The organism is Thiomicrorhabdus sp. Kp2, from assembly GCF_000478585.1.
Taxonomy (GTDB): domain Bacteria; phylum Pseudomonadota; class Gammaproteobacteria; order Thiomicrospirales; family Thiomicrospiraceae; genus Thiomicrorhabdus.
Genome location: NZ_ARWI01000001.1, coordinates 191,315 through 216,194, shown reverse-complemented (window position 1 = coordinate 216,194; position 24,880 = coordinate 191,315). Strand labels below are relative to the sequence as shown.

Genomic DNA, 24,880 nt, shown 5'->3' with positions numbered 1-24,880 from the left:
GCTATGAATGTTATTCTGCTTGAAAAAGTACAAAATCTAGGATCTTTAGGTGATCAAGTTTCAGTTAAGTCTGGTTATGCACGTAACTTCTTGATTCCTCAGGGTAAAGCAAAAGCGGCAACAAAAGAAAACGTTGCAGAATTTGAAAAAATTCGCGCTGAATTAGAAAAAGCTGCGGCAGCTGAATTAGCTGTTGCTCAAGGTGTCTTCGAAAACCTAAACGGTCAAGTTGTTACTATTGAGTCAGTAGCGGGTGACGAAGGTAAATTATTCGGTTCTATCGGAACTCAGGATATTGCAGACGCAGTTAAAGCATCAGGTTTTGATGTTGAGCGTCGTGACATTCGTATGCCTGAAGGTGCTCTACGTCACGTAGGTACTTATGAAATTGATGTTCAATTACACTCTGATGTAGTTGCTTCAATTACAGTTGAAGTTAAGGCTTCTGCTGAGTAATCTTTAATTTAAAGATTCACTTTAGAAAGCGGGGTGCATTCACAAGAATGCCCTCGCTTTTTTTATAGCAAAAAATCTATTCCCGTTAATCAATAATTAATCCGACGTTGCTCTTTTGTTTTATAAAACACGTTATAATACGTTTCTTGTTAATTTTACTCGATACCGTTAATTTCTATTATGGCTCAAAGAACTCCCTCAAAAAATACGGCTGAAGAACTCTTTAAGGTCCCACCACACTCCATTGAAGCCGAACAATCGGTTCTTGGTGGTTTGATGTTGTCGGATGATGTGCTTGACGATGTCAGCGTCATTGTGAATTCTGGTGATTTTTATACCAAACAGCACCAGGTGATTTTTGAAGCCATTTTTGAACTTAATCGTAACAATAAACCTTTTGATTTAGTTTCAGTAGTCGCTTACCTAGGTAACACAGGCCAGTTAGAAACCGCTGGTGAAAAGCCTTACCTTGCGGAATTGGTCAAAAACACGCCAGGTTCGGCCAATATTCTTTATTACTCTCAGTTAGTGAGAGATAAATCGATTTTAAGAAAATTGATTCAAGCCAGTAATGAAGTGGCAGAAGCCGCTTATTTTCCGCAGGGTAAAGATATTCGAGATATTTTAGATATTGCAGAAGCCAAAATCATGGGCATTGCCGAACATGGTGAAGGTAAAGAGCGTCTCTATAAATCGATGGATATGTTACTTGAGTCGGCCATTAATAAAATTGACGAACTCTTTAATTCTGAAGGTACGATTACGGGTCAAGAAACGCATCTCACTAAATTTGATGATATTACCGCAGGTCTACAAAATGGCGACTTAATCATCGTTGCAGGGCGTCCATCGATGGGTAAAACCACTTTCTCGATGAATATGGCTGAAAACATCGCCACTAAAAATGGTACGCCAGTAGCGGTTTTTAGTATGGAGATGCCTGGTGAATCTTTGGCTATGCGTATGATTAGCTCTATTGGTCGAATTGACGCTGGGCGCATGCGTACTGGTAAATTGGCTCAGGATGATTGGCCTAAACTCAATAAGGCAATCAATATCCTCTCGCAAGCCAAAGTGTACATTGATGATACCCCCGCCTTAATGATTACCGAGTTACGTGCTAGAGCACGCCGTATTGATAAAGATGTCCGCGATATCCAGCGTAAAGAAGCGATTGAAGCGGGTAAAGAAGAGCCTGATAAATTTGTAACAGGCCTAGGGCTGGTTGTGGTGGATTACCTGCAACTAATGCGTGGATCCGCCAATGCAGAAAACCGTGTAAATGAGATCTCAGAAATTTCTCGTGGTTTAAAAGCTTTGGCTAAAGAGCTTAATATTCCCGTTATTGCTCTGTCTCAGTTAAACCGTAGCCTTGAGCAACGTCCCAATAAACGCCCCGTTATGTCTGACTTACGTGAATCTGGAGCGATAGAGCAGGATGCCGATTTAATTATCTTTATCTATCGTGATGAGGTCTATAACCCTGAAACCGAAGACAAGGGGATTGCTGAAATTATTTTAGGAAAACATCGTAATGGTTCACTTGGAACGGTGCCGTTAACCTTTATTGGTGAATATACCCGCTTTGAAAACCATGCAAGTTTTGATATCCCAAACGAGCAGTATTAGGAATTGTAACCCGTAATGATGTATCGACCTGCCAAAGCCTATATTTACCTTCAAGCGTTAAAGCACAATCTACAAAACGCGCAGTTACTTGCTCCTAACAGTAAAGTTCTTGCCGTTATTAAAGCAAATGGTTATGGTCATGGCATTGAACGTGTAGCACACCAATTAAGTGGTGCTGATGGCTTTGGCGTTGCTTCAATTGATGAGGCTTTATTGTTGAGACAAAAAGGCTTTTTGCACCGTATTTTACTGCTTGAAGGATTGTTTTCTGAAGCAGAAATCCCTGTTATTATTCAAAATAGACTTGATGTTGTTATTCACTCTGAATACCAATTAAACTGGCTACTTAACTACAAAATTCCAGTTCAACTGAGTGTTTGGATAAAAATCGACACTGGCATGCATCGCTTAGGGTTTGATACCCAACAACTTGCGTCTGTCATTGCTAAATTAGAACGTTCTAGCAATGAGTTTTGTATTCATCTCATGTCGCATTTTTCATCCGCCGATGAAGATAACCCTCAAGCCGAAGTCTTTACCGCTAAGCAGATACAGAAGTTTTCAGAGACGACAGACGTTTACCCTTATGCAAAAAGTCTTGCCAATTCTGCGGGGTTAATTCGATTTCCGCAAAGTCATCATGACTGGGTTCGTCCAGGAATCTCACTCTATGGTGCAGGTAACATTCCAGGAGACAAATCAACCAAACAAGCGGTAATGCAGCTTGAATCAGAAATAATTGCGATTAAGACCATTCAAATTGGTGAATCGGTGGGGTACGGAAACACCTGGACAGCAACACGTAAAAGTAAAGTAGCCGTTATTGCTATTGGTTATGGTGACGGTTATCCAAGACATGCACCAACGGGTACCCCTGTGCTCATTAAAGGTCAACAAGTGCCTTTAATTGGTCGAGTCTCTATGGATATGATTACAGTTGATTTAACAGAGTGTCGCTCAGAAGTGGCCATTGGTGAAAAAGCTATTTTATGGGGGCAAGATTTATCGGTAGATCTTATTGCGGAACACGCAGGCACCATTGGCTATGAATTATTATGTGGTGTTACCAAGCGCATACCGATGATTGAGGTGCAGTAACGGTGAGTTCAAAACAGCTTACAGTTCAAGCTACTAATACGGTCTTTCAAGGTTATTTTCAACTTAAAAACATTAAATTTACACACTCTTTATATCAAGGTGGTCAAAGTGGTGTAGTTGAGAGAGAGGTCTTTTGTCGTGGCGAGGCCGTTGTTGTTTTGCTTTATGATTTAGCCAATCAGAAAGTTGTGTTGGTTGAACAATGCCGAGCTGGCGCCATTGAAAATGCCATTAAAAAAAATGATATTAACCAGGCCTGGTTAATTGAACCTGTAGCTGGAATGATTGATTTTGGCGAAGAACCTACCCAAGCTTGCATTAGAGAAGCTAAGGAGGAGACAGGGGCTGACGTTTATGAGCTTGAATATATCAATCAGTTTTATCCAAGCCCAGGCGCTTGCGATGAAATTTTACATCTTTATGCGAGCAATATAGATAGCAACAAAGTAGATCGTCATGCAGGACTAGATGCAGAAAATGAAGATATTCGTGTTTTAATTCTCTCATTTGAAGAGGCCAAAAACAGATTATTAGCAGGGCGCTTTAATGTTGCCACTACCTATATGGCGTTACAGTGGTTATTTTTTCAAAAGTTAGCAGACCGTAATAATCAACGCTAGTCTCTTTTACTCAACTCGTGTAGCGATTACCCTTTAATTCAACCCATATTACCCTATGAGATTTTATGCTTTGTTTATTTAGAAACACCAAACTTCACCCAGCTCTTAATTTAATGGCGATTATTGTTAGCCTTGCTTCTGTTATTGGTTGGCTATATTTCACGTTTATACACAAAAACCTCATGCAAATGCTCTTTGAAGGACAGGCACTTATTGTCGATTTAGTCTTTGGATTACCTCTGGTTTTAGCTTTGGCCATTGTGGTTTACGCCACCGTATTTTGGACATTCAAACTTATTATTATCCTGTTGTTGCCACAGTTTGTTGTTCATATTGACCCTGAAGAAAATCAACAAGCAAGTAATCAAGATGATCTATCAGAGCTTGAAGAGCAGCATGGAAAAGACTATTGGAATGTAGAACAGAACAGCGATAATTCTGAAAAAAAGCAAGCAACCACTGAAGACAAGTCGTCTTCAAGTAAAGAATTCTAATTGAGCATGTTTCTACTCTCGTCGGCTTTTTTGGGTGAGTCAAAGCAGTTAATGAAGTTGGCATTGCCCATTTTATTTGCACAGCTTGCGCTTACAGGCTTGGGGGTCGTTGATACCATTATGTCTGGTAGAGTTGGTACCAATGATTTAGCGGCTATTGGTCTTGGAACCAATATTATGTTACCAGTCTTTATGTTTACAACTGGAATTTTACTGGCTATTACCCCTATTATTTCCAAAGCCAATGGTCGTAATAACAAGGCCGATATTCGACTGTTTTTAATTCAAAGTTTATGGCTTTCAGTTCCGTTAGGGCTGCTATCGCTCATTATTCTAATGAACTTAACGTGGCTCCTTGAGTTGCTTGGCTTAAACCCCGCTGTTTTTCAGTTAACCGAAGACTATCTATACTTTATTGCTTTTGGAATGCCTGGGGTTGCGCTTTATCAAGCTTTACGATTTTTTTGGGAAGGGCTGGGTAAAACACTGCCCACCATGTGGATTAGTTTTTTAGCCCTGTTATTTAACATACCGCTCAATGCACTTTTTATCTATGGCTATGGACCAATTGAAGCAAGAGGTGCGGCTGGGTGTGGTATTGCCAGTAGTCTAGTGATGTGGTCAATGTTTTTTATTGGTTTACTTTATGTGATTAAAAACCAATCCTTAGCGCAATATATTAAACCGCTCACTCTAAAGCCATTCAAAGAGTATAGCCTTAATTGGCAGCAAGGTATTAAACCGATACTTGCACTTGGCATACCCAATTCATTAGCATTACTTTTTGAAATAAGTTTATTTAGTTTTATTGCACTGTTTATAGCCTCTTTAGGTACTGAAATTATTGCTGCCCATCAAATCGCCATTAGCTTTACCTCCGTTGCTTTTATGATTCCACTCAGTTTAGGCATGGCATTAAGCGTTCGTGTAGGTTACGGTTTTGGAGAGTCAGACCAAGCTAAAGTGCTCAATACTTTAGCAACTGGGTTTGCCTGGGCATTGGTTATTGGTATGTCATTAGCTATCTTGAGTTTTTACTGGCGCATAGACATAGCACAACTCTACTCTAATGATGAAGTCGTCATAACCATAGCAACGGGCTTAATTTTATATGCATCAATGTATCAAGTATTTGATGCCATTCAGGTGAATGCTGCAGGTGCGTTACGTGGGTTTCATGACACTAAAGTCACTATGTGGGTAACTTTAATCAGTTATTGGGGTATAGGACTGGGGTTAGGTTATCTATTTACCTTTACTGACGTTATTGTTCCGCAAATGGGGGTAAGTGGTTTTTGGCTTGGAATTGTGTTGGGGCTGGTACTTGCCTCGATACTGCTTTCTAGTAGACTACGCATTGTGTACTGTAAACAGATGCTTAGCAATTAAGATATATGAAGAATAGTAATACACTCGCTAACCAGAAATGTCTATGTGGTTCAGAGAAGGCTTATCACGAATGCTGTCAACCTTACCATCTTAAACAAACCTTTCCTGAAACCGCAGAAAAACTTATGCGTTCACGGTTCTCGGCCTTTGAATTACATTTGAAAAATTACCTTTTAGAGTCCTGGCACCAATCTACCAGGCCTGGTAACTTAGAATTTACGCCAGGATTACACTGGATAAAACTGGTTATAAATGGACGCAAGAAGGGGCGTATAAAAGATCAAGAAGGCTGGGTAACCTTCATCGCTTATTTTGAGCATGGAAATGAGCAAGCTTATTTACATGAAAAAAGTTACTTTAAGCGCGATGAATTAAATCATTGGAAGTATGTTGATGGAGATGTAAAGTAGCTAAAGGTACAACTTTAGTAAAGAATAGCAAAAATGATTTATTCATCTTTGTTTTTGAAAAATTTATAAAGTAACCACATCGCAATTCCAACAACCGTAATACTGACGGCAAGCATTGCAAATGTAATCATTAACGCAGAACCTACGCTTTCCATATCAGGCATATTTATCACTCCAAAGGTATGTTTAAGTATCTTTTTCTAGCAAAGCATTTTACAATAAATTCAACTTTTATTAACCCTTTCATTTTAGGTAGATTACGTAAAATACTATGTCACTTACTATTTCAGAGCTTGAAGAACAAAGAGCTAAGATTCTTGAAGAGATTGAATCTAAGGCTGGTAAAATTTCATCATCAAACACTTCTAATGAAGGAACACCTTCCCTTAATGATTGGTTAAATGCCGCTGAGAAAGTTATGCCTGAGAATCCCAAGAATACCGTCCAACAATCAACTCAAAAATCGAGTTATAGCAATAAGTTACTCAGTAACTCTAAATCTAATAACAAAACATCTTTCTTTGGTGTTGTCATTATGCTGTCTCTATTTTTAACCATTTTGGGTGTTCTGTATATCGCTTACAGCAGTATTCATAAAGAACTGCAAAATGTTCTTGTAATTAAAGATGAAAATATTGAACAAATGAAGCTGTTACAGGCGGATATGAAAAGCCTTCAACAAGCGGTTACAACGGGCGGCAAAACAGAGCTTTTCAATGAACTTGAATTAAAAGTCATTGCATTACAAGCTGAAGTTAATGAATTAAAAAGCATTATCGCGAGTAAACCGCTGAGTGATTTGAATCAAAGTCTTAATTCAAGTTCTGAAGAAAGTACTGTAAGTGAAGAAATGAGTCAAACTTCTCTAATTAAGAACGTTTCAAATAAAGTGGTTACTGAAGCGGTTCTAGATCAAAAGCTTAAATCCTATACTGAGCAGCTTGAAAATAAAATTGACCGTAAATTAGAAAAAATTCTTCAACACTTAACCAATAAAGCTGGCGTTGAAACTTTACCAGGCCTGGAAGATTCTAATGATAAGCAAGATACAAAAGAGATTGATACGCCTGTCGTTGAGACGGTTAACACGCCAGAAGTAAAAGAACCTTTAGTGAAATTAGTTGATGAAGTTGTTAAACCTAAGGCTCCAGCTGCTCCAGATGCACCTATAGTAAATATCAGTTCAGATGTTCGTTGGTTAATGGCTCAACCTAAAGCACACTATATTTTGCAGCTTGCAAGCATGCCAACCGAGTCAGCAGTAAAGAAAATTATTGAATCCAATCAGTTAAAGGAGACAAAAATTTTACCTCAAACTCGCAATAAGTTAACCAACTATATTTTAGTGACAGGTTCATTTGCTGCTCGAAGTGATGCGGATGCCAGAGCAAAAGAAATCAAATCTCAATATGGGATTTCAGTTTGGATTCGTAAAGTGAAGGATCTAACAGGTAGAATTCAATAAATGTTATTTTTATGACTAAATACCTTGTAAAGGCCACCGAAGTTAGTGGCCTTTTTTTGGGCTTTTAGGCTATGGATTAAATTAGGCAAAATAATTTATTTAGCGGTTCGCTTACCGATGAAATGGAAGCTCAATAATAAACTTAACACCATGAATCGGCTTTTCTTCAAAGCTGTCAATATTTTCAGCATAAGCTTTGCCCTTATGAAAATCAGCAATTAACTTAACAATATAAAGACCTAAACCTAGGTGTGTTTGGTTGTCTTGATTAAGCGTTCTTACTGAAGTCATGCCATCAAAAACTTGGAGCTCTAACCCAGGTGGTAGTTTAGGCCCTGAGTTGACAACAATAATTTGAATGATTTCACCCAGGATTTTACAACGAACCGTAATGGGGTATTTATGGTCAGAAAAATCAGAGGCATTACTCAGTAATTTATCCATAAGTTGTTCTATCATAAAGCCATCACCACAAACTTGAATGCTTGGTGGTATCTTGCAAACGTAATCCAAATCCCAGTCTGTATGAAGGGCAGCCGTATTTTCTAAATAGTGCTTCAACATTAAACCGATTGGAAAATCTTCAGGTTTTTGACTTTGTAGGCTGTCTTCAATGCTGGTAGCTTCTGAAAGAGAGCTAATAATCTGCTTGAGTTGTGCAAGTGCATGCTGAGCATAGCCTAATTGAGGGTTGCTATTATTTTCTTGCTCTAGAAGTGACAATGCCATAGATAAACGATTTAGTGGATTGTGAATTTCATGTCTTAAGGTTTTAGGCAGCTGTTTTAAATAACGTTCATAGGCACTTAATTGTTTAAGCATTTCATGGATATGGTGGCGTAAATCAGAGAGCTCATCTTGATAAAAACGGTTTATTGAATCTTGAAAGATTAAATCGGTTATACGTCCTTGCGCATTAAACGTCCGTTTAACATCATTATCTAACCTTATGATTCTATTAGATAAAGAAGCAGTGTGAATCACAGCGCCAATTAACACAATTAAAAATATTAAAGCCCCAATTCCTATTAATCGATAAAAATAATTCAAGTTATGACTAAACAACGTTTCCATGCGTTGCTCTAATACAATGGCGCCAATAATTTTGCCTTTAACAATCAATGGTGTTGAGGACATTAATGAGATAGGCTGTTGGTTTTCATCCATGCGATATTGTTGGTGGGTCTTACCTTTAAGAGAGTTACTGATTAAATTATGTTCAGGTGTCGCACTTTGTGGGTAAGGGTAAGGCAAAGAATAGGGCAGAAATGTGGCAAGCGTTTTGATTAAAACCTTACCCGTAGTCGTAAAAAAATCAACCGGCTCTTGTTTTTCTTGCGAAGGAAGTTGTCCAACGACATAAGTTGTTTGCCTACTCTCATTTACCACCCATAGAACAGAATTAGTTAGGTTTAAATGGGATAGTCGAGTTGGCATGCCTGACTGAATTTGTAGCGCCCATAAATCGGTTCTGTTTTCTAAAATCAGCGCTAAGTTTTCAACGGTTTGTTCTTGAACAATAGCCTGATTGTTTAACATTATTCGATGTAAATCGATAGCAAATCGATAAGCAAGAAAAGGCAGTATGGTTAACAACAGCAGTAAGATAAAGAATCTTGTTCTTATTGAAAGTCTCAAGGTTTCCTGTGTTTTAAGCATCATTTAAATGATTAATTTTTATCTTGCCAGCTGTAACCTCGGCCGTACTCATTGTGAATCAGGTTAAATTCTGGAGTGATTTTCTTAAAGGCATTGCGAATTCGACATATATGCGTGTTGATAGTATTGCGTTCGACCACGCCTTGAGTGGAAGATTGCAAAGCATCATAAGAGATAACACTGCTTTCACCAGCCGTAGCAAATTGCTTTAGCATTTCAAACTCTGTAGCGGTTAAGTCTAAAGGTTTTTCATGCCAGTAAGCTTTAAATTGCTCTGGAGCTAATTCAAGGTGAGGTATTTTGGACTGTTCATCATTTGAGCCTGTAACTTTAGGCGCACCTGTAATTCTTAAAAGGTTTTTAACCTTTACGATTAATACATTTAAGCTAATTGGTTTTGGAAGGTAATCAATAGCACCAAGTGCATGCCCAGTATAAATATCAAATTCAGACTGTCTTTCAGAAAGAAAAATAATTGGAATAGGTTGGTTGTAACTTAATAAGTGTTTGGCCAAATCAAAACCACCATCAACTTCTGAACCAAGAATAATGTCAGATATCACTAAATTGGGTAGTGCTTTTGCAAAAGATTTTTCAGCCTCTTCTCTATTTGTGTAAGGGTCAACAGTAAACCCTTGCTGCTGAAGAGCCTCAACTAAACTATTAAGTTGAATTTCATCGTCTTCAATAACCGTGATTTTGTAATCCATATTTTGCATAGCGTATTTCCTGGTCGGTAAATAAGTGCCCATCTTAGTGAAACTTAAATAGATGATGGGCTATGTTGACTATCAAACAACATTAACGAATGTATTGGAAGTCAAGAACCTGCATATTCATAATGATTCCAGCATCCTGAATCGGTAATACAATAGCATCTTCACCCGAATCATTATGATGTGAGTGCCACCATCCTGGAGGGGTTATAAATGCAGAACCTGGTGTCCACATAGCTTTAATAGGGTTGATGATTTCGCCATTTTCATCGACTTCTTTACCAATTAAAGTATAGGTATCTGGCCCTGCACTAACACAAAAATCTAAAGCGATAGAGTTATGTCTATGGGGCTTTTGAACGACACCAGCTGGTAAAACATTGTATAAAGCCCATAATGTGTGCGTTAAGGTCATTGTTTGTGGGAAGTTTGGGTTTGAAAGTAAAAAACCTGTACGATTGCGACCCTCAGCCTCCTTGCGGATTTCTTCCAATTTGCTGCACAATCTTTCTTTTGTGTAGAGCACAGGATGAAAACGTTCTTTTGCAGGTTCAACACCAAGGTAATTTAGAAGAGGGGCATCATTTACCCAATAAAGCGCGGTATCTGTATCTGCAGTGTGTAAAGCATCTGGTACAGATGGCAAAGTAAATAAGTCACCTTGTTTCCATCCAATTGTTCCATGCTTCATCTGTGTACGACCTGAACCACGTATGACATAAAACATCTGTGATGTAACGGCGGCGTCCGTCCTAAGCATGTCACCAGCAGAAATTTTAATGAAGTTCGCCATTAAGTTTGGCGAAGTTGCCGCATATTCTGTTTGTAGTTGTTTTGATAAATCAAAAGGAATCACTCTTGTATCACCATCCTTGTGCAAAGCACTCGGATAGTCGATAACATCGATTTTTGGCATTGGAGGATTTACGGCAGACATATATTCCTTAACGTCTGCTTGATGCTCCCATTGCTGCTGAGCAGCTTCTTGGATTTTCTCTACATGTGCTCTATTCATAATATATTACCCAACGTCTTTATTTTAATTATTGGGCTTATTATAAAAGCGAAATATTTAAATTACTATGGTTCTAACCATTCGGTTCTCAAAAGTGATGAATATATTGAAATAATTGAGGAAAAGGGTGGTTATTTTAGATTAAACAACCACGATAAGCGTATGGATTTAAGTACGTTATAATTTAAATTGATTGTATTTTTTTCGCTCACTAGAAGACGGGATTTTCAGTGCTTCACGATATTTAGCAATTGTTCTTCTTGCAACAACAATCTCTTTGTCTTCAAGAAGTGCCATAAGCTTACTGTCACTAAGCGGTTTTTTAGGATCTTCGCCATCTATTAATTCTTTAATATGTGCTTTGATCGCTATCGCTGATTGATCAGCACTACCGTACTGGCTTACGCCCGTAGAAAAGAAGTATTTAAGTTCAAATGTTCCGCGTGGTGTTTGAATATATTTCTGATTTGTAGCACGAGATATGGTCGATTCATGTAAATCTAAATGTTCTGCAACTTCTCTTAAAACAAGAGGCTGCATAGCATGTTCACCTTCATCGAAAAAGCGCTCCTGTTTTTCGACAATAAATTTACCCACTCTTAATAGAGTTTCGCCACGGCTGTGAATACTTTTAATTAAACCTTTTGCTTCAATTAATTGTTCTTTAATCTGCTTAGATTGTTCATCATTTTTAAGATTGGAGGCTAAATCAATGTAGGCAGAGTTAATCGATAGACGAGGGAAAGCATTTGCATTTAGCTCAACCAACCAGCCATTTTTTACGCGTTTTAATCGTAAGTCTGGCACAACGATATTGGATTGGGTACTAGAAAAGTCACGTCCTGGTCTTGGGTTTAATGATTGAATTAATCTTAATAGTTGATTTAATTGCTCATCATCTAGACCATACATTTTTTTAATACGTTTAGAGTCATGGAAAGATAACCAATCGAAATGCTCGGTAATTAACTGAATAGCCGTCATTACATAAGGTGTTTTTTTCATATTAGCAAGTTGTAACAATAAACTTTCCTGAACCGAGCGTGCGCCGACTCCTGTTGGTTCAAATTGTTGAATAACAGCTAAAACACTCTCCAAATCAGAATCAGATATTATTAAACCAGGCTCATTAGATTGAATATTCTCGAGAAGCTCGCCAAGTGAGTTTGATAGATAACCTTCATCATTGATATCATCAATAATGTAAGAGGCGATTACCGCTTCTTCATCACTCCAAGGGTAAATATCAGACTGCCAGTAAAGATGATCATGCAAACTCTCTTCTGATGCCGTATACGTCTCTGCGCTCGCATATTCTTCTTGGCCTTGGCTGGAGGAAGTAGGGGTATGGTCTGTATAAACATCCTCCCAATCATAATCGACTTCTAAATCATCTTTAATAACATCAGAGTCATTAATATCTAAAGGTGTTTCGTCACGAGCCTCACTCTGTTTATCAGAATCCGTTTCTGATGAGTCACTAGAAGTAAGTTCTTGATCCAAATCGTCGTCTAAATCTTGGTCCTCTCCAACCTCAAGCATAAAATTCGTTTCTAAAGTCGCTTCTATAGTTTGCTGAACTTCAAGAGCAGAGTACTGCAGTATCTTAATAGACTGCTGTAACTGAGGAGTCAATTTTAGTTGTTGACCAATATTGATTTGCAAGCCGGGCATTAGTGCCATGTTTAAGGAAACTCCTGACAAAATTTAGAATAGTATTCAAATGTATTATAGATATAATAATCTAAAATAAATACAAAACGTAGGGTAAATACTGCACATTTAGGCATAATTCATGCCAATAAGTTGTTTAAAATGTGTTTTGAAAACCAAATTTATTATAAAGCAAAAAAATCATAGTAATTTTATACCATGATTTGAAATGGTTCAGAGGAAGGTTTATGTCAATCAAAGAAGATGCACACACTATTGTTGATCAATTATCGGATGATGCTAATTGGGATGACTTAGTCAAAGCATTATATAAGAATAAAAAAATCACACTAGGTATGACAGACTTGGAAGTTGTTCAAAGTGAATTAACTGAGTCAGATATCAACGGTATTATAGGTCGATTACAATCTGCAAGTACGCAACCAGACGATATGCGCAATACCAAAACATATCAGCCTGGTGATTCAGCTACTTTAGGAATGGTGGCTGGTGTTGTGGCCATCTTATTTAGTTTTGTCTTCCCACCAATCGCATGGGTTGCAGCACCTATTGCTGTTATTGCAGGTATTATAGGGCTTAAAAAACATGAAGATAAAGCGTGGGTGCCAATACTTCTAGCTTTAGTGTCAATCGTACCGATGGTTATGATTTTATTAGGTTTGCATGAAGGATAGGGGGTTGTTAGTTTTCTCCCTATATGGCTAAGTAAATTGATTTACATAGCTTAAAACAAGAATACCCGCTTAATTGCGGGTTTTTTGTAACTAAAATTATTGCAAAGCTCGAGACAAGAGAATTTTATCTAGTTAAGATTATCTATCGTAGAAAAACTTCCTTCTAAATACATGTCTTTAATTTCGTCAGGAATCTCAGACCTCCAAATTAACCCGTCTTCATCAACCATAACAACCCACTCATCAAAAGAGATTTCATGGCTTTCTTCAGAGCCTGGGTTAAAAATAGTCATATAAACAAACTCACTTTCTTCTGGTTCGGACACTTCGATTAAGAATATTGCCGCGCCCTGATAATCACCATGAGTTACCTCATAAACACCTGGCTTAAAGTTAAGATGAGAATCCATATATAAAGCTCCTTAGAAATAGAAATTAAATTACCTGTAGATTAATGTAAAACAAGGATTAAAGCACAAAGTAAAATAACATAGTGATTTATAGCGTGTTTGTATTTTTATATTAAGTAATAATCAAAACGATGCCGTATTTTATGTGTTTATTTCTACCTTAATAATCGACATATACAAGCTTTAAGATTTAAAGGGGTTAAATCCATTTCGAATAAAAACACTGCAATATCAGTTTGTTAGCTAATTGTTCTTCGTTTATTAGAATATGGATTTGCAAAACAGTTATTCGTATAATATATATTATGTTAAATTGAATATTGCATAAAACTTACTTGGTTCTATCCTTTGCCCTGCTTTATAAATTAACCAGTATTAATAAAATTATTGAATTTTGAATTACTTGATTATGAAGTTTACTGAATGGTGAATAACCAGGCCTTTATTAATTAAATTACCAGGCCTGGTTAGTTTAAGTCCGATTTTCTACAAATGATGAATTTGTAATATTTAGAGTTTTAGCTGTTTGGAGTTTTCTTAATTTAAAATAGACAAAATATTTTCAGGCGGTCTTCCCATAACAACTTTATTACCAATTTGCACAATTGGTCTTTCAATTAACTTAGGGTTTGCAACCAAAATCTCTAACCACTCATTATCTGACTTTTGATCTTGTTTGCTTAACCCAAGCTCTTTAAACAACTCTTCGCCAGTTCGTACTATTTCAAATGGTGTCACGGACATTTTTTGGCATAATTCCGCCAATACTTGTTTGGTTGGTGGCTTTTCTAAATATCGAATTTCAACAACGGAAATATCATGTTCCTTTAAAATCATGAGACTATTGCGGCTTTTTGAACACCGTGGGTTGTGATAAATAACAGCCTTTTTTTGCATCTTAAACTCCTTCTGACTGATCTTGTTCAGCCTCTATGTCAAGCCTTGTATTAAGTGCTGTTTCTACCGCATCAATTCGAGATTTACATAGCTGGTAAGCTCTCGTGGCATCATCAACCATGGGTACAAGCTCATCTATATCAACTTCACCGCTGTTCGCTAATTTTTGTGCAATCTCTTGTAGTTTTTGATAATTCTCTTTAAAACTTTCTGCTGACTGTGTCATTTAAAAGGCCTCTTTAATTTTATTCATAATATGAAATAGACGGGTCTATTTCACCTCTTTAATGGTTTGATTTTTTGGTATTTCAGCTTGTATGGCACCATCGGAAAATTCAAGTTCAATACACTGGTTTTTTAATGCTTCTTTAGCCGTGGTAATTGGAACGCCATCTGGGCGTTTAGCAATACTAAACCCCCTGTTTAATTGCGCCTTTGGTCCTGAACTCAAAATAAAGGAAATAGACTGAATAATCTGCTGTTTTTGGCTTGCTACAGAGCGTTTAGCTCCTTGAAAAACCAGCTCTTTTAACTGCTCAACATCGTGATGGATCAATTTCATTTGCTGATTAATTTGTGAGTGTATTTGCTGGTTTAATACATCTAAACTGTAATCCACTTGCCGAATTTTGGTTTCACTTAATCTGCGTATATTAAAACTAAGAGGCTCTAATTTTTGTTGCCATCCATGCACTATTTTTAAGCTATTTCGAGTCATTGTATTATGCATTTCGTTTATTTGATGCTTAAAACCTTGAACCTTAAGACGGCTAGATTGCTCAATGTTAATCCAATTTAAATTAGCATTCTTTGCTTGATGAACAATTTGAGTTTTAATAAAACCGATTACCTTACTCGGTGTATCAAAACGACTGTGCGCAACTTCATCTAGGATGGTGTTATCTCTTTCATGTCCAATTCCAGAAAAAACGGGTAGCTGCGCATAACAAAATGCCTCTGCCAAGCTCTCAATATTTAGCATATTTAAGTCGAGTTTTGCGCCACCACCTCTAATAATCACTAAGGCGTCAAATGGCTTGGTCTGATGAAGTGAATGAACTGCTGTCAACGCCTCAAGCATCTCGGTTTCAACGGCCTCACCTTGAAAACTACTGTAAAAATAGTTGAACTGGCATATATGGTTCTTTTGCAAAACATCAGCATCTGCTCTAAAATCCCCCAAACCAGCTGCTTCGGGAGGCGCAATAACGGCAATACGAAAATAATCGGTAGGCAATTGATAGTTTTTATTTTGCTGGTAAATACCCTTTTTAATTAGATTTTTTCTTATTTGATTTAAACGCTGCTCTTGTTCACCGAGCGTATAACTCGGATCTAAATCCTGAATAACAAAAGAAAATCCATACTGTTCATGAAAATTAACCTCTGCCAGAATTAATACTTTTTGACCTATCGCTAATTCACTACCTGTTGTGACTTGAAAACGCTCAAGCAAACGACTGGCCTGGCTTTGCCAAATCATTCCACGACAGTTTGCAATAGCTTGACCAAAATCATTGGTTTCAGTAAGTTCTAAATAGACATGACCACGGCGCGTATTAATGTTTGCAATTTCCGTAATGACCCAAACTCCACCAGGAAAGCCCTGCCTTAAAACGGCTTGTACGTTATTTAAGACCACTGATAGCTTAGTGCCCTTTTGCTCTTCTACTGTCTTTAAAGCACCAAAATCAAGAGTTTGAGAATAAGGGTCTAAATCACCTGCTAAATCACCTGCTAAATCACCATTGACGGTGTTTTGTTTAATAGGTAACCATTTTTGAAATGCATCGATCTCATCAGACAAAGCCTCTGGCACATACCAGCGTTTACTGACCGCATCCCAGCGCGCACCAAGGGCTTTGGCCTGCTCTTTTTCTCTAAAAGGCACATCCAAGAAGGTCATTGTCTATCTTCCATCCTTTGAATTTCTGCCGCAACCATCTGATAGGCTTGCTGAACAACCTCAATACCTGATGTTTGTTTAAATGCATTTTCAGACAGGTGTCTACGCCAGATTCTACCACCAGGCAATCCATGAAACAGCCCAAGCATATGGCGAGTTACTTGAATTAACTTACCACCATGAGTTAAGTGATTATCAATATAGGGATACATTTTTTCTAAAATATCCAATCTACTAACATTCGTTATATCAGCACCATAATAGAGGGAGTCTACCTCTGACAGTATAAAAGGTTGCTCATAAGCGACTCGACCTAACATCACCCCATCAAGAGCAGGCATACCTTCATAAGATTCAAAATGTTGTAAAGCTTGATTATGAGAGGTGATTCCACCATTAACCGCAATATCTAATTCTGGAAATTCTGCTTTAATACGATGAACCCAATCGTATTTTAAAGGAGGAATTTCACGGTTCTCTTTAGGAGACAACCCTTGCAACCAAGCTTTTCTTGCATGAATAATCACACCATCCACACCCGCTTTCACTAAACCTTCTACAAAATTCTGCAAGGTTTCAAAATCTTCTTGATCATCAATGCCTATTCGAGTTTTCACGGTAACAGGAATATTTACCTCGGCCTTCATAGCCGCAATATTTTCGGCAACCAACTCAGGGTGCCCCAATAGACAAGCGCCAATCATATTATTTTGTACTCGGTCACTTGGGCAGCCTACATTTAAGTTTATTTCAGAATAACCCCACTCTTCACCAAGCTTTGCACAACGAGCTAAGTCTTGTGAGTGACTGCCACCCAGCTGTAATACTACAGGCACCTCTGAAGGGTTATGACCAAGGAAACGCGGTAAATTATCACCATAAATAATCGCCCCAGTGGTGACCATCTCGCTATATAACCAGGCCTGGTTAGTTAACTGACGATGAAAATATCGACAATGCTTATCAGTCCAATCCAACATCGGGGCAACACTAAAGCCACATGCGCTATTCGCCTGCTTTAGATTTTTATTAATCACGTTTTCTGAGAGGATTTTTGAGGCGTTTTTAGTCAAAATATACTAATCTCTAAAGATATTAGGTTAAAAAAATAATCGGATATTATCGCATTCAATGCCTTTTTAAACCAGACGATTTAAGATTGCTTATTCAGCAATAAAATCTTTTACAACAAATACTGAATTTTACGGTGTAAAACTCGCTAAAATATGTCGATTAACAACAAAGCAAGTGTCTATGTAGATGTATACAGTCGATTCTTTATATCAAAAAATTTTTGCAGACTTCACTTTTTCGGAAGAACAAGAAAAACGTTGCAAACATGCGTGTGCAATGGCGCTAGAGTCTGAAAACCTTCCTGAAAAAAGCATTGTTAGAAGCGTGATTGTCGCAGAAATTCTAGCAGACCTAAAGCTTGATGATGAAACCCTATTAGCCACTTTACTCAGTGACGGTAACTTAGAGCCGATCTATCCGCATGAAAACATCATAGAACTTTTTGGCAAATCCACCGCTAAACTGGTACAAGGTATTCGTAATCTCAATAAGTTTAAAGATTTTGATGTCGAGAAGAAATCAAATGAGGTTCAAAACGAGCGCCTCAGGCAGATGCTGTTAGCGATGACCTCTGATATCCGCATTATGATAATGAAACTTGCCTACCGAGTAGCACGACTTCGCCAGTTAAAAAATGAGACGGAAGAGATACGCCACAAAATTGCCGCAGAAACAGAACTCATCTTCTCACCTTTAGCAAATCGATTAGGTATTGCACAATTAAAATGGGAGTTAGAAGATTTATCATTTCGTTATCTTCATCCTGAACAATACAAAGATATTGCCAAACAACTTCAGTCAAAACGCTCTGAACGTGAAGAGTACATTAAAACCGTCCTGCATACACTAGAAGGTATGCTAGAACAGAGTAATATCAAAGCCAAAATTACTGGACGCCCAAAACACATCTACAGCATTTGGAAAAAAATGCAGCGTAAACACCTACCAATTGATGAATTATATGATTTACGTGCGGTTCGCATCTATGTCGATAGTGTTCAGCTTTGCTATGAAGTGCTTGGGTTAATTCATAGTCGCTGGAATTATGTTCGTGATGAATTTGACGATTACGTTGCGACACCCAAAGAGAACGGATACCAATCAATCCATACAGTTATTATTGGTCCTGAAGGCAAAACCGTAGAGATTCAAATCAGAACCAATCAAATGCACCACAGTGCAGAATATGGTATTGCCGCACACTGGCGTTATAAAGAAGGCGATAAAACGGGGTTTGATGAAAATCTTGAGCGCAGCATTTCTAACGTAAGACAGATTTTAGAAAACTCAGAAGATCCCGATATATTTAAAGAGATCAGTACTGAGCTTCAGAGTAAACATATTTATGTAATGACACCTAATAATGAGATCATTACGCTACGCCAAGGTGCAACGCCTCTAGATTTTGCCTATCAAATTCATACAGAACTTGGCCATAGATGTCGCGGAGCAAAGGTAAACGGGCGTATTCAGCCACTCAGTTTTACTTTAAAAACGGGAGACAAGGTTGAAGTACTTACCATTAAAAATGGCGAACCTAGCCGTAACTGGTTAAACCCCAATCTAGGGTATTTAACGAGTACCAGCGCACGAAACAAAGTTAGAAACTGGTTCAATAAACAAAATAAAAGCGAAAACACATCAACAGGTGAATTGCTTTTTAATAGAGAAATCAAACGCTTGCATGCAGAATCTATTGATACCTCAAATATCGCCAAGCGTTTTAGACACGAAAATAAAGAGACATTTTTCGAAGACATTGGTAAAGGTCGTATTAATGAGCGCCAATTAACTAGTGCTATTCAGGCTGAATTAAAGCCAGAGCAATCACAGTCTAAACAGCAAAGAACATTTAGCTTTTCCGCAGAATCTAATGCAATTGAAGACGCAAAAGCCTATGTTATTGGTGCAATACACCTTACAACCAACATCGCGCCCTGCTGCTCACCTAAACCATATGACGACATTGTGGGCTATGTAACTCGTGGCCGTGGCATAACCGTACACAAGCACGATTGTGCCAATATACTCAACCTTTCTCATGACGAGCAAAGGCGCTTAATTGAAGTAACTTGGGATAAAAAACAAGCCGAACAGCCGTGTTTTACCGCTGAGCTTCAAGTGGTTGCTTTTGACCGAAAAGGTTTATTACGTGATGTTATGGCTATGCTAACCGATCTGGATATTAACCTCATAGCATCAAACACTCAAACAAATACTCAAGAAAATAGCGTTGAAATGAGATTAACGCTTGAACTGGACTACACAACCAACTTAGGTGATCTACTCGACCACATTGAAATTATTCCCAATGTTGAATCGGTCTCCATAAAAACGGAATAGTTCACCCTATCCTTGTCTATAAACAACCAAGCAAAACCACCTATTCAGGTGGTTTTATGTATGAGCTACCATTTATTAGTGGTACAAAAATCAGAGTTTACAAAACGGTTGTATTTGAAAATCAAAAACCCAAAAAAACCTTAAGCCCATCTCTTTTTTTAACCACAACTTTAACAATTTCAGATATTAGTGTTTTTAACTCATCGGGCTTGTAGTTTAGTAAATTAGAGATTTATTTTAGACAATAAAAAACCCGCGAATGACAAGTCATTGCGGGTTTAGTATGTGGCGTCCCGTAGGGGAGTCGAACCCCTGTTACAGCCGTGAAAGGGCCGTGTCCTAGGCCTCTAGACGAACGGGACAGATTGTTGTTAATCCTGACGAATTAACGGTTGTTCTAATAGCTTTTTAAATAAACTTAAAAAGCTATTAAAGTCTGCTGATGATTATTATGGCCTAGGTCATCAACACACTTAAAACTGGAGCGGGAAACGAGGATCGAACTCGCGACCCCAACCTTGGCAAGGTTGTGCTCTACCGCTGAGCTATTCCCGCAAATTGGCGTCCCGTAGGGGAGTCGAACCCCTGTTACAGCCGTGAAAGGGCCGTGTCCTAGGCCTCTAGACGAACGGGACACACATGGTGATAAAAATCAAAATCTTTATCGGTATTGCCATCAGTTAACAAACCCGGCCTAGTGGGTTTCCAATGGACTAAAGTTATCAACTTGGTGGAGCTAAGCGGGATCGAACCGCTGACCTCAACACTGCCAGTGTTGCGCTCTCCCAGCTGAGCTATAGCCCCTCGAGCTGATGGGTGCGTATTATATAGAGTTGCTGGTTTGCGTCAAGCTTAAATTGCAAAAAAGATGACACTTTTTTTAATTTTGTTCCAGAGCAGAGCTAAGTGTTTGTTAATTGGTTACTAAGGTGCTGAATAAGGCGGTGACGTTAATGAGTTAGATAGCCAAAAATGGAATTGTTTTTTTCACCATCAATAAAAAAACCGCTTAAAAAATTAAAATTCTTAAGCGGTTTGATTCTTTTAAAGTTACCAGGCCTGGTAACTCTATAAATGGCAATACACTATGGTTAGGGTGATTATTGCGCTTCTTTACGACTCTGAATAAACGCCAGTGCCATTTTAATGCGTTGTAAACAACGTTCTTTACCTATTAACTCTGCTGTTGCATCAATGGCTGGTGATTGCCCTCCACCTGTAATAGCAACGCGCAGTGGCATCCCTACTTTACCCATACCGACTTCTAGCTCATCTGCTGTTGCATTGATGGCATTGTGAATGGGTTCAGCAGTCCAGTTGTCAAGCGCTTCAAATTTTGCATAGGCTAACAGTAGAGCTTCTTCGGCCACAGGTCGTAAATGCTTTTTAGCCGCTCCCGCTTCAAACGTTTCAAAGTCGCTATAAAAATAGACTGCACCTTCCGCCATTTCAACTAATGTTTTTGCGCGCTCTCTTAATAAGTCTGCAACGTCACTTAGTGCTGGGCCTTGAGACAGGTCACACCCTAATTGGGCAACAAACGATGATAAATGTGTTGCCAAATGTTCTGCTGGTGCGCTTTTAATGTGCTGTTCATTAATCCAGGTTAATTTGGCTGTGTCAAACGTGGAAGGTGAACCGTTAACCGCTTCAAGGTTAAAGTATTGAACCATCTCATCCATTGAAAAGACTTCTTGGTCGCCGTGTGACCACCCTAATCGAACCAGGTAATTGAGTAGCGCCTCAGGCAAGAACCCTTGCTCTTTGTATTGTAAAACACTCACCGCACCATGACGCTTAGATAATCGACTGCCATCCTCGCCTAATACCATTGGAATATGCGCAAACTTGGGCACTTCCGCACCAATCGCTTTATATAAGTTAATTTGGCGTGGTGTATTGTTTAAATGGTCATCCCCTCGAATAACATGAGTCATGCCCATATCCCAATCATCTACCACAACGGTAAGATTGTAAGTTGGCGTACCATCAGAACGTGCAATAACAAGATCATCTAACTCTTTGTTATTAATAACAACCGTGCCTTTTACCAAGTCTTCAATCACTACGTCGCCGTCAATTGGGTTTTTAAAACGAATAACGGGATCAATCCCTGCTGGTGGTTCACCAGTAAAATCACGATAGCGACCATCATAGCGTGGTTTTTCACCTGCTGCTTTCTGCGCTTCACGCATAGCATCTAGCTCTTCAGGCGTTGCATAGCAGTAGTAGGCTAAATCTTTATCAAATAGTTGCTGAATGACTTCTTTATAGCGCTCAAAACGATGTGTTTGATAGATTGGTCCATGGTCATAATCTAACCCTAACCAACTCATTCCTTCTAAAATGGCGTTAACAGACTCTTCTGTTGAACGTTCCAGGTCGGTATCTTCAATACGAAGTGTAAATTCACCACCCTGCTTTTTAGCGTATAGCCAAGAATAAAGGGCTGTTCTAACGCCACCAATGTGTAAATAACCAGTTGGACTAGGGGCAAAGCGAGTACGAATCACAAGAAGACTCCAAAATTTAGATAATCAAAAAAAGAAGTATTATAAACCGTGCAGAGGGTGCACAAAATTGAAAATTAGCGATTCGTTAAAAATAGTGATGATTAACCCTTACTCTGCTCGCTGAACCTTAGGTGCGACAGAATAAAGACTTAACTTGATTAACCAAAAAGTAAGCAGAAGAATCAATAAGATTATGGCTAAAAAAACCATCACACTTATTGCCATCAATATAGAGCTATGCAATGCTTGGGCTAAATATTGTAAAGCAAGTCCGTAGGCAGCAAGCGGGTAAACGAACGACCACCCTGCCATGCTCAAACCACTGCTCATAAAAAAACGATAACTGATTAACCAAGCCATTAGCATCATGGTTGCAAATGAAAAGCTTATCCAGGTAATAATACCGACAGAGCTCTGAGTTACCACCCCTTCAGTGAGAAAATCCTCTGACAACAATAGCGAGGCTAAACAGGCTAGAGAAGATGGGGCTAAAAAGATGAATAAGCTTGGGCGTAAACTGATTTGTAAATGTGTATTAAAAATTAATCGATAAAACAAGCTAGTTGAAAATACAATCCAAAGAAACAAGCTTATTGAGTAGAAAAACATTGAAATTTCATAAAGTAAACTCGCTTGCATAACAATAAATTCGGTATTGAGCGCAATGACAATAATAAAATTACCTGAAAGCAAGATATACCAAGTGGGTTTATGCTGGTTTAACGTGAGTTTTTCATCAAACAACCAACCATTAATCAAAAAAATATTCAGCAAGAAGTGCAAACTGGCGACAAACAGTAAAGGTAACAGCAACCAGTATTGATTGGGATAATGATTAAATTCAAAAACTTGCGCAATACTCACAATAAACAGAATTGTTGTTAATGAAATAGCAGGTAAAAATGAACGCCTAAATGGATCATACCATTCGTCAATTAAAGCGCCTCGTTGCTGGCGTTTTGAAAGATTCCAGAGGTAATGAAACATAAGAATAACAAAACTCAGCCAGCCATAAATCAGCAACTCAATAGCTATATCAATTTGAAGATTAAAAACCTCCATTAAGTGTCGAGCATTTAAACCAGTACCAATCAACCCCATTGGCATAACAAAATAGGTAATACTTGGAGGAAATTGGATTCGCACTAGCTGTTATCACTCATATTTACATCAGGGTTGTTTACTATATTAAATGATTGTGACGGCTATATTGACGATATAAATAAAAATAATATTGTTGAGCCGCAATTAAATTCAACTACTTTATAATAAAGACAATTACGCTTCATGAACCAGGCCAAATATCTAATATTATTGAATATCGCGATAACCTCTTTTAAGGAATAACCATGTCAAAAGAACAAGCTATACCTCAAAACAATACGATGCCTAATGAGCGCAGTATTGCGTTTTTTCCAGTCAATATTTTTGGGGCAATCATGGGGTATGCAGGCTTCACTTTAGGTTTACAGCAGGCTAACCGATTATTGGGTGTTTCAGAGAGCATTTTTTATGCTTTTGCTTTGTTAACCACCTTACTATTCATTTTATTTTCAATCATTTACTTTATGAAGTTGGTTAAACATCCTAAGTCAGTCATTGCAGAATTCAATCACCCTATTACTCTCCATTTTTTCCCAACTTTTAGTATTAGCTTACTGCTACTGAGTTTAATCTATATCGATATGGCATTTGATATCGCCAGAATCATGTGGCTCTTAGGAACTCTTCTACAGTTTGGTTTATTACTCTATATCTTAAATAATTGGATTCACCATGATAAATGGCAAATAACCCATATGAATCCAGCTTGGTTTATACCCGTTGTTGGCGCGATTGTCGTTCCTTTAGGTGCTGTACACTTTGTTAATATGGAGATTGCTTGGTTCTTTTTTAGTATTGGCCTGGTATTTTGGATAATTTTAAATAGTATTGTTATGTATCGCCTATTTTTTCACCCACCAATGCTGAAACTTTTAGAGCCAACCTTATTTATTTTGATTGCACCGCCAAGCGTTGGGTTTCTCTCTTATATGACCTTAATAGGTATGGCTGGTTTAAATGAATTCTCACGAATTTTATACTATATCGCACTTTTTTTAATGGTGATGCTTGCAACCCAAATGCCACGATTGATTAAAGTCCCCTTTGCACTCTCTTGGTGGGCTTATACCTTCCCGTTAGCCGCCTTCTCGCTCGCTAGTTATATGATGTACGAACAATCAAACCACCTGTTTTTTAGTTATTTAGCCAGTCTAGTATTAGCCATTTTATTTGCATTAATTCTTCACCTAACCATTAAAACATTGGTCGCTGTTAAAAATAAAAAACTATGCGCTCCACCGCAAGCACCTCAGGCTAGCCCAGAAGTATCCAGTAAATAATACCAGGCCTGGTAAACCTATAAAATTTTGCTCTTAAATAACAACGGTTAAAAA

23 protein-coding genes and 4 tRNA genes are annotated in these 24,880 nt (G+C 38.1%); 11 read left to right on the top strand and 16 right to left on the bottom strand.

What is annotated here, in order from left to right; genetic code table 11:
• Nucleotides 1–3 precede the first annotated feature (3 nt).
• From rplI to A379_RS01025, 7 genes are all read left to right on the top strand, one after another.
• Nucleotides 4–456, top strand: coding sequence for a 50S ribosomal protein L9 (rplI, locus tag A379_RS01055; protein ID WP_040725060.1), 453 nt, complete (start codon nt 4–6; stop codon nt 454–456).
• 180 nt (nt 457–636) lie between these two features.
• Nucleotides 637–2,085: a replicative DNA helicase gene (gene dnaB / locus A379_RS01050; protein ID WP_040725058.1), complete on the top strand. Its 1,449-nt coding sequence runs from the start codon at nt 637–639 to the stop codon at nt 2,083–2,085.
• Between the two features lie 15 nt (nt 2,086–2,100).
• Nucleotides 2,101–3,183, top strand: coding sequence for an alanine racemase (gene alr, locus A379_RS01045; RefSeq protein ID WP_040725055.1), 1,083 nt, complete (start codon nt 2,101–2,103; stop codon nt 3,181–3,183).
• A 2-nt stretch (nt 3,184–3,185) separates the two neighbouring features.
• Nucleotides 3,186–3,803, top strand: coding sequence for an NUDIX domain-containing protein (locus A379_RS01040; protein ID WP_040725054.1), 618 nt, complete (start codon nt 3,186–3,188; stop codon nt 3,801–3,803).
• Between the two features lie 65 nt (nt 3,804–3,868).
• Nucleotides 3,869–4,297: a hypothetical protein gene (locus A379_RS01035; RefSeq protein ID WP_040725052.1), complete on the top strand. Its 429-nt coding sequence runs from the start codon at nt 3,869–3,871 to the stop codon at nt 4,295–4,297.
• A 6-nt stretch (nt 4,298–4,303) separates the two neighbouring features.
• The gene (locus A379_RS01030; RefSeq protein ID WP_040725051.1) at nt 4,304–5,686 is read left to right on the top strand and encodes an MATE family efflux transporter; all 1,383 of its coding nucleotides are present in this window, start codon (nt 4,304–4,306) and stop codon (nt 5,684–5,686) included.
• Nucleotides 5,687–5,691: 5 nt separating this feature from the next.
• Nucleotides 5,692–6,096, top strand: a complete 405-nt coding sequence (locus A379_RS01025) for a YchJ family protein (RefSeq protein WP_040725048.1) — start codon at nt 5,692–5,694, stop codon at nt 6,094–6,096.
• A 38-nt stretch (nt 6,097–6,134) separates the two neighbouring features.
• On the opposite strand, the gene A379_RS13200 is transcribed toward A379_RS01025, so the two are convergent.
• Complete coding sequence (locus A379_RS13200) at nt 6,135–6,260, bottom strand: hypothetical protein (protein ID WP_255325064.1); 126 nt, start codon at nt 6,258–6,260, stop codon at nt 6,135–6,137.
• Nucleotides 6,261–6,367: 107 nt separating this feature from the next.
• On the opposite strand from A379_RS13200, the gene A379_RS01020 reads away from it, so the two are divergent.
• A complete protein-coding gene (locus A379_RS01020) occupies nt 6,368–7,561 on the top strand; it encodes an SPOR domain-containing protein (protein WP_040725046.1) in 1,194 nt (397 codons plus the stop codon).
• 111 nt (nt 7,562–7,672) lie between these two features.
• Here A379_RS01020 and A379_RS01015 read toward each other — a convergent pair whose 3' ends face one another.
• The 4 genes from A379_RS01015 to A379_RS00995 all read right to left on the bottom strand — a co-directional run bounded on the left by A379_RS01015 (nt 7,673) and on the right by A379_RS00995 (nt 12,634).
• Nucleotides 7,673–9,100 carry an ATP-binding protein gene (locus A379_RS01015; protein WP_232744796.1) on the bottom strand — a complete coding sequence of 476 codons (1,428 nt, stop codon included), beginning with the start codon at nt 9,098–9,100 and terminating at the stop codon, nt 7,673–7,675.
• 131 nt (nt 9,101–9,231) lie between these two features.
• Nucleotides 9,232–9,939, bottom strand: a complete 708-nt coding sequence (locus A379_RS01010; RefSeq protein WP_040725043.1) for a response regulator transcription factor — start codon at nt 9,937–9,939, stop codon at nt 9,232–9,234.
• A gap of 82 nt (nt 9,940–10,021) precedes the next feature.
• A complete protein-coding gene (locus A379_RS01005) occupies nt 10,022–10,951 on the bottom strand; it encodes a hypothetical protein (protein WP_232744795.1) in 930 nt (309 codons plus the stop codon).
• 177 nt (nt 10,952–11,128) lie between these two features.
• Nucleotides 11,129–12,634 carry an RNA polymerase factor sigma-54 gene (locus A379_RS00995; RefSeq protein ID WP_051144854.1) on the bottom strand — a complete coding sequence of 502 codons (1,506 nt, stop codon included), beginning with the start codon at nt 12,632–12,634 and terminating at the stop codon, nt 11,129–11,131.
• Nucleotides 12,635–12,852: 218 nt separating this feature from the next.
• Between A379_RS00995 and A379_RS00990 the strand changes: the two genes are divergently transcribed.
• Nucleotides 12,853–13,299 (top strand): hypothetical protein, encoded by a 447-nt coding sequence (locus A379_RS00990; protein WP_040725037.1) that lies wholly within the window; start codon nt 12,853–12,855, stop codon nt 13,297–13,299.
• 128 nt (nt 13,300–13,427) lie between these two features.
• Here the strand turns inward: A379_RS00990 and A379_RS00985 are convergent, their stop codons facing one another.
• The 5 genes from A379_RS00985 to dusA all read right to left on the bottom strand — a co-directional run bounded on the left by A379_RS00985 (nt 13,428) and on the right by dusA (nt 17,546).
• Nucleotides 13,428–13,709 (bottom strand): hypothetical protein, encoded by a 282-nt coding sequence (locus tag A379_RS00985; RefSeq protein WP_040725036.1) that lies wholly within the window; start codon nt 13,707–13,709, stop codon nt 13,428–13,430.
• Between the two features lie 537 nt (nt 13,710–14,246).
• The gene (gene arsC, locus A379_RS00980; RefSeq protein ID WP_040725035.1) at nt 14,247–14,606 is read right to left on the bottom strand and encodes an arsenate reductase (glutaredoxin); all 360 of its coding nucleotides are present in this window, start codon (nt 14,604–14,606) and stop codon (nt 14,247–14,249) included.
• A 1-nt stretch (nt 14,607) separates the two neighbouring features.
• The gene (gene xseB / locus A379_RS00975; RefSeq protein ID WP_040725032.1) at nt 14,608–14,832 is read right to left on the bottom strand and encodes an exodeoxyribonuclease VII small subunit; all 225 of its coding nucleotides are present in this window, start codon (nt 14,830–14,832) and stop codon (nt 14,608–14,610) included.
• 45 nt (nt 14,833–14,877) lie between these two features.
• On the bottom strand, nt 14,878–16,512 hold the full coding sequence (gene xseA, locus A379_RS00970; RefSeq protein WP_040725029.1) for an exodeoxyribonuclease VII large subunit: 1,635 nt from the start codon (nt 16,510–16,512) through the stop codon (nt 14,878–14,880).
• Nucleotides 16,509–17,546 (bottom strand): tRNA dihydrouridine(20/20a) synthase DusA, encoded by a 1,038-nt coding sequence (dusA, locus tag A379_RS00965; RefSeq protein WP_255325086.1) that lies wholly within the window; start codon nt 17,544–17,546, stop codon nt 16,509–16,511. The genes xseA and dusA overlap by 4 nt, the downstream gene beginning before the upstream one ends.
• Nucleotides 17,547–17,772: 226 nt before the next feature.
• On the opposite strand from dusA, the gene A379_RS00960 reads away from it, so the two are divergent.
• Nucleotides 17,773–19,929, top strand: coding sequence for a bifunctional (p)ppGpp synthetase/guanosine-3',5'-bis(diphosphate) 3'-pyrophosphohydrolase (locus A379_RS00960; RefSeq protein ID WP_040725027.1), 2,157 nt, complete (start codon nt 17,773–17,775; stop codon nt 19,927–19,929).
• A 286-nt stretch (nt 19,930–20,215) separates the two neighbouring features.
• Here A379_RS00960 and A379_RS00955 read toward each other — a convergent pair.
• The 6 genes from A379_RS00955 to A379_RS00930 all read right to left on the bottom strand — a co-directional run bounded on the left by A379_RS00955 (nt 20,216) and on the right by A379_RS00930 (nt 23,588).
• A tRNA-Glu gene (locus tag A379_RS00955) sits at nt 20,216–20,291 on the bottom strand.
• 118 nt (nt 20,292–20,409) lie between these two features.
• A tRNA-Gly gene (locus A379_RS00950) sits at nt 20,410–20,484 on the bottom strand.
• A 4-nt stretch (nt 20,485–20,488) separates the two neighbouring features.
• Nucleotides 20,489–20,564: transfer RNA gene (locus A379_RS00945), tRNA-Glu, on the bottom strand.
• Nucleotides 20,565–20,657: 93 nt separating this feature from the next.
• A tRNA-Ala gene (locus tag A379_RS00940) sits at nt 20,658–20,733 on the bottom strand.
• Between the two features lie 296 nt (nt 20,734–21,029).
• On the bottom strand, nt 21,030–22,442 hold the full coding sequence (gene gltX, locus A379_RS00935) for a glutamate--tRNA ligase (protein WP_040725025.1): 1,413 nt from the start codon (nt 22,440–22,442) through the stop codon (nt 21,030–21,032).
• Nucleotides 22,443–22,550: 108 nt separating this feature from the next.
• A complete protein-coding gene (locus tag A379_RS00930; protein WP_040725022.1) occupies nt 22,551–23,588 on the bottom strand; it encodes a hypothetical protein in 1,038 nt (345 codons plus the stop codon).
• 203 nt (nt 23,589–23,791) lie between these two features.
• Here A379_RS00930 and A379_RS00925 point away from each other — a divergent pair, with 203 nt between their 5' ends.
• Nucleotides 23,792–24,826: an SLAC1 anion channel family protein gene (locus tag A379_RS00925; protein WP_051144853.1), complete on the top strand. Its 1,035-nt coding sequence runs from the start codon at nt 23,792–23,794 to the stop codon at nt 24,824–24,826.
• Nucleotides 24,827–24,880 lie beyond the last annotated feature (54 nt).

What these genes read in the sequence shown, in the direction of transcription:
- arsC (WP_040725035.1), bottom strand. Translation starts at nt 14,606, where the DNA reads ATGCAAAAAAAGGCTGTTATTTATCACAACCCACGGTGTTCAAAAAGC.
- A379_RS00925 (WP_051144853.1), top strand. Translation starts at nt 23,792, where the DNA reads ATGTCAAAAGAACAAGCTATACCTCAAAACAATACGATGCCTAATGAG.
- A379_RS01020 (WP_040725046.1), top strand. Translation starts at nt 6,368, where the DNA reads ATGTCACTTACTATTTCAGAGCTTGAAGAACAAAGAGCTAAGATTCTT.
- alr (WP_040725055.1), top strand. Translation starts at nt 2,101, where the DNA reads ATGATGTATCGACCTGCCAAAGCCTATATTTACCTTCAAGCGTTAAAG.
- xseB (WP_040725032.1), bottom strand. Translation starts at nt 14,832, where the DNA reads ATGACACAGTCAGCAGAAAGTTTTAAAGAGAATTATCAAAAACTACAA.
- A379_RS13200 (WP_255325064.1), bottom strand. Translation starts at nt 6,260, where the DNA reads ATGCCTGATATGGAAAGCGTAGGTTCTGCGTTAATGATTACATTTGCA.
- A379_RS00995 (WP_051144854.1), bottom strand. Translation starts at nt 12,634, where the DNA reads ATGGCACTAATGCCCGGCTTGCAAATCAATATTGGTCAACAACTAAAA.
- A379_RS01010 (WP_040725043.1), bottom strand. Translation starts at nt 9,939, where the DNA reads ATGCAAAATATGGATTACAAAATCACGGTTATTGAAGACGATGAAATT.
- A379_RS01025 (WP_040725048.1), top strand. Translation starts at nt 5,692, where the DNA reads ATGAAGAATAGTAATACACTCGCTAACCAGAAATGTCTATGTGGTTCA.
- rplI (WP_040725060.1), top strand. Translation starts at nt 4, where the DNA reads ATGAATGTTATTCTGCTTGAAAAAGTACAAAATCTAGGATCTTTAGGT.
- A379_RS01005 (WP_232744795.1), bottom strand. Translation starts at nt 10,951, where the DNA reads ATGAATAGAGCACATGTAGAGAAAATCCAAGAAGCTGCTCAGCAGCAA.
- A379_RS00960 (WP_040725027.1), top strand. Translation starts at nt 17,773, where the DNA reads ATGTATACAGTCGATTCTTTATATCAAAAAATTTTTGCAGACTTCACT.
- A379_RS01015 (WP_232744796.1), bottom strand. Translation starts at nt 9,100, where the DNA reads ATGTTAAACAATCAGGCTATTGTTCAAGAACAAACCGTTGAAAACTTA.
- A379_RS01035 (WP_040725052.1), top strand. Translation starts at nt 3,869, where the DNA reads ATGCTTTGTTTATTTAGAAACACCAAACTTCACCCAGCTCTTAATTTA.
- xseA (WP_040725029.1), bottom strand. Translation starts at nt 16,512, where the DNA reads ATGACCTTCTTGGATGTGCCTTTTAGAGAAAAAGAGCAGGCCAAAGCC.
- A379_RS01030 (WP_040725051.1), top strand. Translation starts at nt 4,304, where the DNA reads ATGTTTCTACTCTCGTCGGCTTTTTTGGGTGAGTCAAAGCAGTTAATG.
- A379_RS00990 (WP_040725037.1), top strand. Translation starts at nt 12,853, where the DNA reads ATGTCAATCAAAGAAGATGCACACACTATTGTTGATCAATTATCGGAT.
- A379_RS00985 (WP_040725036.1), bottom strand. Translation starts at nt 13,709, where the DNA reads ATGGATTCTCATCTTAACTTTAAGCCAGGTGTTTATGAGGTAACTCAT.
- dnaB (WP_040725058.1), top strand. Translation starts at nt 637, where the DNA reads ATGGCTCAAAGAACTCCCTCAAAAAATACGGCTGAAGAACTCTTTAAG.